This is a genomic window from Staphylococcus simiae, assembly GCF_017357005.1.
In the GTDB taxonomy this organism is placed as follows: Bacteria; Bacillota; Bacilli; order Staphylococcales; family Staphylococcaceae; genus Staphylococcus; species Staphylococcus simiae_A.
The window spans coordinates 2,531,855-2,545,180 of sequence record NZ_CP071589.1 but is presented as its reverse complement, the minus strand read 5'-3'; the positions used below and the strand labels follow the sequence as shown (position 1 = coordinate 2,545,180).

Here is a 13,326-nt window from a genome sequence, read left to right as displayed (position 1 = left end):
CAACTGGCTACATAACATTATGATGTTCAATTTTGTAACGATTTTGTAACGATTGAAAGAATGATACTACCGAAAGTTTTATTCAATACCTTATAGAAATGAGAGGCGACGATAATGATGCAAATTCAACAACCATTTAATTTAAAAGGGAAATCCTTATTAAAAGAAAGTGACTATACTAAAGAAGAATTTGAGGGATTGATTGACTTTGCTATGGTGTTAAAGGAGTATAAGTCACAAGGTATTAAACACCAATACTTAGCAGGCAAAAATATTGCTTTACTATTTGAGAAAAGTTCGACTAGAACAAGAGCAGCTTTTACAGTTGCCGCCATTGATTTAGGTGCACATCCTGAATTTTTAGGGAAAAATGATTTGCAACTAGGTGTCAAAGAATCTGTAGAAGATACAGCAAAAGTGTTAGGTAGAATTTTTGATGGTATTGAATTCCGTGGCTATGCTCAACAAACAGTGGAAGACTTAGCAACCTATTCTGGTGTGCCTGTATGGAATGGTTTAACAAATGATTGGCATCCGACGCAAATGTTGGCGGATTTTATGACTATGAAAGAGAATTTTGGTTATATAGATGGTCTTAATGTCACTTATGTTGGTGATGGTAGAAATAACATTGCACACTCATTATTAGTTGCAGGCGCAATGTTAGGCGTTAATATTAGAATTTGTACACCTAAATCATTGAATCCTAAAGAAGCTTACGTAGAAATTGCACAACAAAAAGCACAACAATATGTTGGATCTATTATGATTACTGATAATATCGCTGAGGCTGTCAAAGATACTGATGTTATTTATACAGATGTCTGGGTATCTATGGGTGAAGAAGAAGAATTTGAACAACGTATTAACTTACTGAAAGATTATCAAGTAAATCAACAAATGTTTAATCAAACAGGTAAGGAATCAACAATATTTTTACATTGTTTACCAGCTTTTCATGATACAAAAACAACTTATGGCCAAGAAATATTTGAGAAGTATGGACTTAATGCTATGGAAGTTACTGATGATATTTTTAGAAGTAAATATTCTAAAGTATTTGATCAAGCGGAAAATCGTATGCATACAATTAAAGCACTTATGGCAGCTACACTAGCATATTAAATAATATAATTTAGTTTATTAATTAAAAATTTAGTTAATCTAGTAATGTTAAATAAATTTACGAATACAAAAAGTTTATCACTCAATTTAGTGATAAACTTTTTATTGTGCGCCCGGCATGGGTAATTACTAGACGGTGAAAGTCCGTTACAGGCTTGGTAGTAGGAACTGTTAGCGAAAGACAAGGGTGTCCATTGTGAAATGGAATCTGAAGGAAGTCGGACGCAAACACTCGCACTGACGAACAGAAATATCATACAAGGCTATGTGGAATGGATGAATCTGCAATACAAGATAAAGTCCGATACTACCCGAGTTCTATATAGTAAATGATGCAGTGGAATGAGTGGAAAGTGGTTACTCTTACCCGGGGAGGTCTCATCAGCGATAAAAAAAATCGTAGTAATAACGAATGATGAGAAGTCAGCAGAGGTCATAGTAGGTAGAAATACTGAAGGACTGAACAATATTCATACAAAGTAAAGAATGGAGGTTAGAGATTTACAACGTACAGAATACAATTAATGATTGGCAACTCATAGAAAGATAAGTAGTGGAACGAAAAAGGATATATGAGTGCGTACAGTAAATCTTAGGTGAAATGAAAGAAATGTATCGTGAGTCTCCATCTATGATGGAGCTTGTTGTAAGAGAGAATAATATACAAAAAGCAATTAAGAAAGTGAAGAAAAACAACGGTGCACCTGGCATCGATGGCATGCGAGTAAGTGAATTAACATCACATTTCGCAAAATACTTTCCACAAATTAAACAAAAACTGCTTGATGGCACGTATAAGCCACAAGCAGTAAGAAAGGTTGAAATACCTAAATCAAATGGGAAAAAGCGCGTGCTTGGAATCCCTGTCGCAAGAGACAGAGTTATCCAACAAGCCATTAAACAAGTCATTGAACCTAGTATCGACCGTACTTTCTCAAAACACAGTCATGGCTTTAGACCGAATCGTAGTACAGGAACTGCACTTAAAGAATGTGCAACATACTATGAAGAAGGTTACTTAGTTGCAGTTGATTGTGATTTAAAACAGTGCTTTGATATGTTGAACCATGATAAATTAATGTATCTATTTGAACGACATGTTCAAGATAAAGCCATTTCTAAATTTATTCGTAGAAGCCTACAGGTTGGTGCAATCGACCTCAATGGTAATTATCGAAGTAGAGAAATAGGTGCACCGCAAGGTGGTGTTATTTCCCCGTTACTTTGTAATATTTATCTTCACGAATTAGATAATGAATTGGAGAAACGTGGTCATCGCTTTGTTCGTTATGCAGATGACTTCGTCATCTTTGTACGTACAAAACGAGCGGGTCAACGTGTCATGGAAAGTGTGACAAAGTTTATCGAAAAAGACCTTAAACTTATTGTAAATAGTGAAAAGAGCAAGGTAGGTTCTATCACACGTTTAAAGTTCTTGAGTTGTCTAATGACCAAAGTAAATGGCACTTATCGTTTCAGACCGACTATGGAAGCAAGAAGAAATTTAAAACGCACCTTAAGACGTCTAACGAAACGAAATAGACCAGGTACCTTTAAAGAGATTATATCAGAAATTAATCAAGTAACACGAGGGTGGATAAATTACTTTGGTAAAGGATTTATTACAGGTTTTGTAACGAAGTTACAATCATGGTTAAACCGACGCATTAGACAACTAATCCTCAAAAGATGGAAAAGAATAAAAACCAAATATAAGATGTTACGTAAGTATGGACTTGACCATAAGAGTGCAATGAAAATTGCCAATTCAAGAAAGAAATACTGGCGCTTATCATCAACGCATGAAGTTCATCGTGCACTTACAACAAAACGTCTCTACAAGTGGGGGTTAGAACCATTAACCCAACTCGCAGAGACGGCTTACGCAAGATATTGAACCGCCGAGTACGGAACCGTACGCTCGGTGGTGTGAGAGGACGGATAATCAAATAATGGTTATCCTCCTACTCGATTTGTTTATATATATTAAACTATTTTTTAAATAATTATTTATCATTTTGATTAAACATCATTAAGTTTTAATAATTACAACTACAAAAAAATAAACAATTAAGTTTAACTTTTTTGATATAATAATTGATTATTTTGTTAATATATTATACAGTATAGTCTAATTTAATTTTTGAAATGGAGTGATGTTTTTGAAAAAAAGAATAGATTTTTTATCGAATAAGCAAAATAAGTATTCGATTAGACGCTTTACAGTAGGAACAACATCAGTAATAGTAGGAATAACAATACTATTTGGACTAGGAAATCATCAAGCTAATGCCGCAGAGACAACCGATGCAACGACGGAGTCATTCAGCGACAATGCTAATAAAGACTCTGAAAAAAGCACAAGTCAACGTGACAACAATACATTAACTACAACAAATGATAATAATGTGAATCAACAAGCGCTTGATTTAGATTTAAAAAATGATTCAAATGTTGAACAACGTTCAACGCCTAATGAGCAACATAATAATGCATCAACTTTAATAAATGATATAGAAGATAAAGCACCAAGCATTCGTGTTTCAACAACTGAAGAAACAAACCCTAAAGTAGCATCCATACCACAGCAAGTAACCCCACAAGACAGTGATACAACGAACAATCAACAAGCTCAACCTAACTCTCAAGATACATTAGCCACTAGTAATCAAGATGGCATAAACAATATTCACCTTGCCAAAGCAGAAATGAATACACCTTCAATTGAAAGTAATCAATCACAAACCATGAATAGTGTGACTAGAGAACCAATTAAAGCTACCAAGCCGAGAACAATGATGCGTAGTATGGCTGTGTCACCAAGATTCAATGTGTTAGCAGCAGATGTAGCTGGGACAAATGTTAACGATCAAGTGACTGCTAGTAATTTTAATTTAGCAACTCATACATTTGATCCAAACCAAAGTGGCAATACGTTTATGAATGCAGATTTTAATGTTAATGGCGAAGTAAAAGCTGGGGACTATTTTACAATGCAGTTACCAAGTAGTTTAACTGGTAATGGAGATGTTGATTATTCTAATGTCAATAACACGATGCCTATTAAAGATATTACTAATGCTGCAGGAGATGTTGTTGCGACAGCAACCTACGACACAGTTAGTAAGACTTATAAATTTGTCTTCACGGATTTTGTCAACAATAAGACAAATGTTAAAGGTAATTTAGGACTGCCATTATTTACAGATAGACAAAATGCTCCTAAAGCAGGTATATATGATGCCAATATTGATATTGCTGGAGAAGTATTTAACAATCAAATTAATATACAATACAGTAGTCCAGCTCAAGGTGAAGAGGCAGAAAATGGTGCTAACATAACATCTCAAATTATTGGTATAGATACGATTTCTGGTCAAAATACTTACAATCAAACTGTATATGTGAATCCTAAAGCACATACATTAGATAATACTTGGGTGTATATTAAAGGATATCAAGATAAGATTGAGGACAGCAGCGGTAAGGTAAATGCTGATAACACTAAAATAAAAATTTATGAAGTAAAAGATGCTTCAAAAATTTCAGATAGTTACGCAGTAAATCCGAATGATAGTAATTTAGTTGATGTAACTGATAATTTCCAAGATAAAATTTCATATAATCTTGAAAATATGGCGACAATTCATTTTGGTGATATTAACAAAACCTATGTAGTGGTTGTTGATGGACATTATGATAATTCTGGTAAAAATTTGAAGACCCAAGTGATAGAAGAAAATGCTGATCCAACATCACCACAAGGATTTAGTGCATTTGGTTGGAATAATGAAAATGTAGTAAAAAATGGTGGAGGTACAGCTGATGGAGAAGAAGTTGTAGATCCAGAGCCACCAGTTAACCCGGATATTGACTCAGACAGTGATTCCGATTCAGATAGCGATTCTGACTCAGATAGTGACTCTGACTCAGACAGTGATTCCGATTCAGACAGTGACTCAGATTCGGATAGTGATTCTGATTCAGATAGCGATTCCGATTCAGATAGTAACTCTGACTCAGATAGCGACTCAGATTCAGATAGTGATTCTGATTCCGACAGCGATTCTGACTCAGACAGTGACTCCGATTCGGATAGTGATTCTGACTCAGACAGTGACTCCGATTCCGACAGCGATTCTGACTCAGATAGTGACTCCGATTCTGACAGCGATTCCGATTCAGATAGTGACTCTGACTCAGATAGTGACTCAGATTCAGATAGCGATTCCGATTCAGATAGTAACTCTGACTCAGATAGCGACTCAGATTCAGATAGTGATTCTGATTCAGACATTGACTCCGACTCAGATAGCGATTTAGATTCGGATAGTGATTCTGATTCAGACAGTGACTCCGACTCAGATAGCGATTTAGATTCGGATAGTGATTCTGACTCAGACAGTGACTCCGATTCCGACAGCGATTCTGACTCAGATAGTGACTCCGATTCTGACAGCGATTCCGATTCAGATAGTGACTCTGACTCAGATAGTGACTCTGACTCAGATAGTGACTCAGATTCAGATAGCGATTCTGATTCAGACGGCGACTTAGATTCCGACAGTGACTCAGATTCGGACAGTGATTCTGACTCAGATAGAGACTCGGATAGCGATTCCGACTCAGACAGTGACTCCGATTCCGACAGCGATTCCGATTCCGACAGTGATTCCGATTCAGATAGTGACTCTGACTCAGATAGTGATTCTGACAGCGATTCTGACTCAGACAGTGACTCCGATTCGGACAGTGACTCTGACTCAGACAGCGACTCCGATTCAGACTCAGATTCAGATAGCGATTCTGACTCAGACAGTGACTCTGACTCAGATAGCGACTCAGATTTAGACAGTGACTCAGATTCAGATAGCGATTCTGACTCAGATAGTGACTCTGATTCAGACAGCGATTCTGACTCAGACAGCGACTCCGATTCAGACAGTGATTCCGATTCAGGTCATCACGATGGTACACTTGACCAACCTCATCAACAAGGACATGGCGAACCTAAACATGACGATGCTAAAGCATTACCAGAAACTGGTAGCGATGATACTTCTAATAACGGAACATTATTCGGTGGCTTACTTGCTGCTTTAGGTTCATTATTCTTATTAAGAAGACGAAAAAATAACAATAAAGATTCAATTAAATAAGACAAATAACATGCCGGGCATTCAATATGTCCGGCTTTGTTATACAAATATTTTATTAACTTTGAATTTAAGGGTAAAATGTAATGAAGTAAGATTTTAAGGAAGGGGTTCAAATCATATGGCCTATATTTCAATGAACTATAGCTCTCCTACTATAGGAATGCATCAAAATTTAACAGCGATATTACCTGAGGATCAAAGTTTTTTTGACCCAAATCAAGAAGCTAAACCACTTAAAACACTGATGTTACTACATGGATTATCAAGTGATGAAACAACATATATGCGCTATACGAGTATAGAGAGATATGCTAATGAACATCAAATAGCAATAATTATGCCTAATGTAGATCATAGTGCATATACTAATATGGTTTATGGACATAGCTACTATGACTATATTTTAGAAATTTATGATTATGTGCACCAAATATTCCCGCTATCAACTAAAAGAGAAGATAATTTTATTGCGGGACATTCAATGGGAGGATATGGAACGATACGTTTTGCTTTAACACAAAGTGATAAATTTTCTAAAGCTGCACCATTATCAGCAGTATTTGAAGCACAGAATCTGATGGATATCGATTGGAATGATTTTTCTAAAGAGGCTATTATTGGTAATAACAGTAATATAAAAGGGACGGAGTTAGATCCATACTATTTATTACAACAAGCAGTTAGTGAAGGTATAGATATTCCTCGATTATTAATTATGTGTGGTAAGGAAGATTTCTTATATCAAGATAATTTAGATTTTATTGAGCATTTAAAATCTTATAATATTGCATATCAATTTGAAGATGGACCTGGGGAACATGATTATGCTTATTGGGATCATGCTATTAAACGTGCCATTGAATGGTTTGTTGAATCATAAAAATTTCCTGAGAAATACATAACGTGTATTATAGAAAGATTTTTATGATGAACCAATGTTGTAACCATTGGATAGTATCAAGCATATAGATATTAACAAAGTATTATATTAAATAATTTTCGAGATTTAATATATAAAGATATGAGTTGTTTCTCGTGAAACATCAACAAGTATTGACAATAAATATGTATAACTTGTTAGCCCATTTTTATTATAATATGTTTACTGTATTGAAAGGAGCGGTTATCATGTCGACAAACAAAAATGATTATGAACATATGTTGTTTTATTTCGCATATAAAACATTTATTACTGCAGCTGATGAAATTATTGAACAATATGGAATGAGTCGGCAACATCATCGCTTTTTATTTTTTATTAATAAATTGCCCGGTATTACAATCAAGTCATTACTAGAAATTCTTGAAATATCAAAGCAAGGGTCTCATGCAACTTTACAAAAATTAAAAGAACAAGGATTAATTGTTGAAGAAGTATTGGAAACAGATAGACGTGTAAAAAAATTATATACAACGGCGAAAGGTCAACAATTAATCTCTAAGTTGAACAAGGCGCAAGACGAGTTGTTACAACAAATATATCAAGAAGTAGGTACAGATTGGTATGATGTGATGGAAGCTCTAGCTATGGGAAGACCAGGGTTTGATTATATCAAGCATATTAAGAATGAAAGTGACAACTGATATATCTAACGATTTGGTCGGCATGTTAAGGCTTAAATTTAAATTATATTTAAAAAAGTGTATAATAAAGTCATATAATTTAATCATAATCCTAAGAGATTGATGAGAAAGGTTGAAGAATATGAAAAAATTTGCAGTTATTTTAACTATAGTTGGTGCAGGATTTTATGCATTTAAAAAGTATCAAGCACATGTTAACCAAGCTCCAAATATTGAATATTAAGAAGACGAATAAAGTCCTGAGACGATGCAATTGAATCTCAGGACTTTATTTATATGGTTCTCTAACAAATTGGACTGATAATTGTTAATAAATTCAAACCCGTGTTTGTATAGTATAGTAAAAATTCTGTTAAGCTAATTTTTCTTTGCAGAAAGCCCATTACTCAACCTTAGTGTTTCTCTGTGTTGTCTATCAATATGAGATGTATTATGTTAACACCAAGTTATGTCAAGTGCTATTTTTTATTGTTCGGATGTAGCTATCAAACATACACTAGTCACAACAAAGAGATATGTAATAATTATTTTAGAACATGTCTTAAGTCATAAAATACTCATCATTCTGCTCATCCATTTATAATTCAAATGTAAATATCCATATTTGAGAAGATATGTGTTTTCGGTAAAAATATAAATTAAGAAAAAGGGATATATATGACAACTCCATTCAGAAAGATGTAAAATAGTAAGTAATACCAATTATTAAAAATAATAGATGAATGAGGTGTATAAAATGATTTTAGTAATGTTATCTCCATTATTAATTATATTATTTATAGTAATGTCGATTATTGAAGAACGTCGACGTAACAAAAAGAAACAACAAGAAAAAGAGCAGACGCAATACATGCAAAATCCTCAAGATATTGATAGTAAAGAAATGCAACAAGAAGTACCTAATGATCATTTAAACAATCCCCAAGATGTAGACGCTAAAGCACTGCATCATCAAGAGTCTAATAGCGATAAAAACTAAAAGTTCATTTTGGTATAATCAAAAACGGCATATTTGATAAAGGAATGAAAAAATCTATGAAGATTTTAATAATTGAAGATGATTTTGTCATTGCTGAAAGCTTAGCGATTGAATTAGAAAAATGGCATTATGAAGTCAACATAGTAGAAGAATTCAACCATATAACAGAAGTAGTTAAAGATTATCAACCACAATTAATTTTATTAGATATTAATCTACCATCATTTAATGGCTTTCATTGGTGCCAAGAAATACGAAAATTTTCTAGTGTACCTATTAAATTTATTAGTTCAAGGGTGGATGAGATGGATCAAATCATGGCTATCCAAATGGGTGGCGATGATTTTATTGAAAAACCTTTCAATTTATCACTGACAATAGCGAAGATTCAAGCGCTACTGCGACGTACTTATGATTTTTCAATCATCAACCATCAGCTAGAAGTTAAAGGTTGTGTATTATTCGTTGACGAAGCAAAAATAAGTTACAACAATGATAGTATCAATTTATCATTAACTGAGTTGCATATATTAAAGTTACTTTTTCAAAATGAAGGTAAATATGTTAGTAGAACGACACTTATCGAAAAGTGTTGGGAATCTGAAAATTTTATCGATGATAATACATTGGCAGTTAATATGACACGATTGCGTAAGAAAATGAAAGCTATTGGAATTGATGACTTTATAAAAACAAAGAAAAATATTGGATATAAGGTATAGAATTTATGAGAGTTTTCTTAAAATCTGTAACACAGCAACTTGTTATTATATTGAGCATATTAGCTTTATTTGGTTTGATTTTTTATTTATATCGTTTACCTAGTGAAGCATATATACTCACGACAAGCATTATTATATTATTAATGGTTATTTATCTAGGTATTAAGTATTTAAATTTTGTTAAGCGAGAAGATTTAAAAAAGCGCAATGAAGCATTGGAAGAAACCCTTTATCAATTGAAAAATGCACAAATCGAGTATAAAGATAATATAGAAAGTTATTTTTTAACATGGGTGCATCAAATGAAAACACCAATTACTGCGGCACAACTATTACTTGAGCGAGATGATCCTAAAGTTATTAATCGTGTGCGACAAGAACTTATACAAATAGATAATTATACAAGTTTAACTTTGAGTTATTTGAAATTGTTAAATGAAGAGGCTGATATTTCACTATCACAAATATCAGTTAACGATTTAGTGAGACCTATAATTATGAAATACTCTGTACAATTTATTGAACAACAAACAAAGATACACTATCAACCTTGTAATGACAAGGTATTAACTGATATCAGATGGATTGCTATTATGATTGAACAAATCATTAATAACGCATTAAAATATGCTAGAGGTAAAGATATTTGGATTGATTTTGATCAACAAGAACAGCAATTACATATTAAAGATAATGGTATAGGTATTAGCGAAGCAGATTTACCTAAAATATTTGATAAAGGCTACTCTGGCTATAATGGCCAGTCGCAAACAAATGCTAGTGGCATAGGTTTGTTTATTGTCAAAAATATTGCAACTCATACAAACCATAAAGTAACTGTTGATTCGGTTGTCGACGTAGGTACGACATTTACAATTCAATTTCCATATAAGTAAATCTTTCATTTTTGTAAGGATACTAATAACATTTTTTTATGATTTTAAATGTTATTAGTATTTTTTTGTTTTAAGATAAAGGTAGCATAGAAATGAGGTGCTCATATGTTATTAGAAATTAATAACGTTAAAAAATATACGGCAAAGGCTTGAATACTAACATTGCACTCAATCATATGAATTTAAGTGTTGAACAAGGTGAATTTGTTGCCATTATGGGTGAGTCTGGCTCAGGAAAGTCTACATTATTAAATATGATTGCATCATACGATAACTTAACTGAGGGAGATATTATTGTAGATGATATTTATCTAAGTAAGTTGAAAAGTAAAGATATTGCACGATATCGTCAACATAAAATCGGTTTTGTTTTTCAAGATTTTAATCTTTTACCCAATATGACGAATAAAGAAAATATTATCATGCCATTGATTTTAGCTAATAAACCGTACAAATCAATCATTAAAGACTTAAAACATTTAAGTAATCAACTACATATTACTGATATTTTAGCTAAATATCCTACAGAGATTTCAGGTGGACAACAACAACGTATAGCGATTGCTAGAGCTTTAATTACACAACCTATGTTGTTATTAGCTGACGAACCTACAGGTGCTTTAGATTCTAAAACGTCTAAAACAGTAATGGGATTATTACAACGCATTAATGGTGATGGGCAAACCATTTTAATGGTGACACATTCCAATATCGATGCTTCTTATGCTCGTAGAGTTATTTTTATTAAAGACGGCAGACTCTTTCATGAAATATATCGTGGTGATGAAGCACAGCTGACGTTCCGACAAAAGATTGCCGATAGTTTAGCACTTATCAATGGGAGAAGTGAATAATATGAAGGTGCAATTGCTGAGTAAAATTATACGAAGCTATTTTAAATCACAGCGTCATATTGTTATTCCATTTGTTATGGCGACGAGTTGTTTATTCATGATTGAATATATTTTACTTTCTGTCATATTTAATGACTACATTCAAAGAATTAATTATTTACTAGTTGTCTTTATTGTTATTAGCAACATATTTTTGGCATTTTTAGCACTTGTTTTTATAACTTATGCTAATCACTTTGTTATGACATATAGAAAGCAAGAGTTCTCTGTATACATGATGTTAGGAATGCGTAGGAGAGACCTTCATAGTATAGTCATTATCGAAATGTTTATACAATTTTGTATTATTACATTAATTAGTATTATGGGTGGTTATTTATTTGGTGCATTATTCTTTTTAATATTTCAAAAACTAATGGGAGAACGAGATGTATCGTTAGCAGCTTATCCATTTAATACAACTGCGATGATGATTACAGTAATTATTATCGCCATAACTATGGTCATTGTTTTAGTATTTAATTTAATTAAAATTAGATTTCAAAGTCCGATGGTACAGCAACAAGATACTGGACAACAGACATTATCACGATGGTTAAGCTATATCTTAATTACTATTGGCAGTCTGTTATTGGTTATCAGTTATTGGATTGCTTTGCAAGACCACACAACATTTGATTCATTTATGAAATTATGGTTTCTTTTGTTGTGTGTCATTGTTGGCACTTATACCTTGTTTATAGGATTAAGTGATAGAATCATTCATATTTTCCAGAAAATAACGTCGCTATTTTATCATCCTAAATATTTCATAGTATTAATTGGTTTGAGACAGCGCTTAAAGGTCAATGCAGTTAGTTTAGCGACGATAGCGTTGTTGTGTACATTTTTAATTGTGACTTTAACAATGACGATGACAACATATAGAGATATTGATAATGGCATGAATAAATTATTGACGAATGATTATGATGTGAAATTAGATAGTAAACAGCAGTCACATACACATAGTCAGCATACAGCTTATTTATTATTAAAGGATATTAAGAAACATGTAAATGTTGAGCAACCTAAAATATATCAATCCAGTTTATTTAGGAGTAACTTCAAGTTTGATAATCAGTTGATGATTATGCAACCCAAGCATAATACATATCCAGCAAACTATATTAAATTTGACGATGTCATATTTGGCAACAAAACTGTGATGGTAACAGTATTGACTATGCAAGATTATAATAAATATCATCAACCTATTGATTTAAAAAACAATGAATTGGGTATGATAACATATATTCCAGTATTTAAAAGTAAGACTGAAGTCAGTCTAAATCATCGCAAGTATAGTATTAAACCTGTCACAAATAACAATTTAAATATTGTGCTTTTTCAAGACAGCATGGCATTAATTGTCAAAAATGACAAACAACGTCATCAGATATTGAAGTATTTTAATCAAGCAGATAATGACATATCAACGACGATAAACTTTAATACTGCTAATCATGAACCTATATTTCAAGCAACTATCAATCGATTAGAAGACAAATATAAAATTAGCATTACATCGAAAAATGAAATTACAATGCTGTGGAATAATTTAAGTAGTGGTCTTATATTTATGGGTGGTCTAGTATCAATCGTTTTAATGATAGGAATATTTTTAATGATTTATTATAAACAGGTATCTGAAGGCTATGAAGATCAAAAAAAATATCAAATCATGCAACAAGTTGGATTGGCAAGGGATAAAATTAAACCAATGATACATAGCCAAATCAGGTGGTTTTTTTCAATACCAATGATTATGGCGGTCTGTCATAGCGTATTTGCTCTTAAAATTATTCATACAGTACTAATCATGATAGGCATTTCCAATATTAATCATTTAATAACAAGCTACATCATCGTTATAATAACTGTAAGTTTGTTGTACTCACTGATTTATTGGCTAACATCAAGAATTTATGTAGCTATGCTTAAACAACATAAGTGAAAATGATGATA

10 protein-coding genes and 1 pseudogene are annotated in these 13,326 nt (G+C 32.7%); all 11 read left to right on the top strand.

The window, feature by feature from the left end:
- Positions 1-114 precede the first annotated feature (114 nt).
- Complete coding sequence (gene argF / locus J3R86_RS11770; RefSeq protein ID WP_207517456.1) at positions 115-1,125, top strand: ornithine carbamoyltransferase; 1,011 nt, start codon at positions 115-117, stop codon at positions 1,123-1,125.
- A gap of 610 nt (positions 1,126-1,735) precedes the next feature.
- Complete coding sequence (gene ltrA, locus J3R86_RS11765; RefSeq protein WP_207518488.1) at positions 1,736-3,022, top strand: group II intron reverse transcriptase/maturase; 1,287 nt, start codon at positions 1,736-1,738, stop codon at positions 3,020-3,022.
- Positions 3,023-3,287: 265 nt separating this feature from the next.
- On the top strand, positions 3,288-6,284 hold the full coding sequence (locus J3R86_RS11760) for a fibrinogen-binding adhesin SdrG C-terminal domain-containing protein (protein WP_207517455.1): 2,997 nt from the start codon (positions 3,288-3,290) through the stop codon (positions 6,282-6,284).
- A 118-nt stretch (positions 6,285-6,402) separates the two neighbouring features.
- Positions 6,403-7,164, top strand: a complete 762-nt coding sequence (locus tag J3R86_RS11755; protein WP_207517454.1) for an alpha/beta hydrolase — start codon at positions 6,403-6,405, stop codon at positions 7,162-7,164.
- A gap of 248 nt (positions 7,165-7,412) precedes the next feature.
- Positions 7,413-7,868, top strand: coding sequence for a MarR family winged helix-turn-helix transcriptional regulator (locus J3R86_RS11750; RefSeq protein ID WP_207517453.1), 456 nt, complete (start codon positions 7,413-7,415; stop codon positions 7,866-7,868).
- Positions 7,869-7,989: 121 nt separating this feature from the next.
- A complete protein-coding gene (locus tag J3R86_RS11745; protein ID WP_207517452.1) occupies positions 7,990-8,091 on the top strand; it encodes an SE2200 family small protein in 102 nt (33 codons plus the stop codon).
- A gap of 513 nt (positions 8,092-8,604) precedes the next feature.
- The gene (locus J3R86_RS11740; RefSeq protein WP_207518564.1) at positions 8,605-8,847 is read left to right on the top strand and encodes a hypothetical protein; all 243 of its coding nucleotides are present in this window, start codon (positions 8,605-8,607) and stop codon (positions 8,845-8,847) included.
- A 56-nt stretch (positions 8,848-8,903) separates the two neighbouring features.
- On the top strand, positions 8,904-9,569 hold the full coding sequence (locus tag J3R86_RS11735) for a response regulator transcription factor (RefSeq protein ID WP_207517451.1): 666 nt from the start codon (positions 8,904-8,906) through the stop codon (positions 9,567-9,569).
- A 5-nt stretch (positions 9,570-9,574) separates the two neighbouring features.
- Positions 9,575-10,465, top strand: coding sequence for a sensor histidine kinase (locus J3R86_RS11730; RefSeq protein WP_207517450.1), 891 nt, complete (start codon positions 9,575-9,577; stop codon positions 10,463-10,465).
- A gap of 105 nt (positions 10,466-10,570) precedes the next feature.
- A pseudogene (locus J3R86_RS11725) lies at positions 10,571-11,319 on the top strand (ABC transporter ATP-binding protein).
- 1 nt (position 11,320) lies between these two features.
- Positions 11,321-13,315, top strand: a complete 1,995-nt coding sequence (locus tag J3R86_RS11720) for an FtsX-like permease family protein (protein WP_207572179.1) — start codon at positions 11,321-11,323, stop codon at positions 13,313-13,315.
- Positions 13,316-13,326: the final 11 nt, after the last annotated feature.

Bases quoted from the DNA above. Each gene is read 5' to 3' on its own strand.
- J3R86_RS11755 (WP_207517454.1), top strand. From the start codon at position 6,403: ATGGCCTATATTTCAATGAACTATAGCTCTCCTACTATAGGAATGCAT.
- J3R86_RS11735 (WP_207517451.1), top strand. From the start codon at position 8,904: ATGAAGATTTTAATAATTGAAGATGATTTTGTCATTGCTGAAAGCTTA.
- argF (WP_207517456.1), top strand. From the start codon at position 115: ATGATGCAAATTCAACAACCATTTAATTTAAAAGGGAAATCCTTATTA.
- J3R86_RS11745 (WP_207517452.1), top strand. From the start codon at position 7,990: ATGAAAAAATTTGCAGTTATTTTAACTATAGTTGGTGCAGGATTTTAT.
- J3R86_RS11720 (WP_207572179.1), top strand. From the start codon at position 11,321: ATGAAGGTGCAATTGCTGAGTAAAATTATACGAAGCTATTTTAAATCA.
- ltrA (WP_207518488.1), top strand. From the start codon at position 1,736: ATGTATCGTGAGTCTCCATCTATGATGGAGCTTGTTGTAAGAGAGAAT.
- J3R86_RS11730 (WP_207517450.1), top strand. From the start codon at position 9,575: ATGAGAGTTTTCTTAAAATCTGTAACACAGCAACTTGTTATTATATTG.
- J3R86_RS11740 (WP_207518564.1), top strand. From the start codon at position 8,605: ATGATTTTAGTAATGTTATCTCCATTATTAATTATATTATTTATAGTA.
- J3R86_RS11750 (WP_207517453.1), top strand. From the start codon at position 7,413: ATGTCGACAAACAAAAATGATTATGAACATATGTTGTTTTATTTCGCA.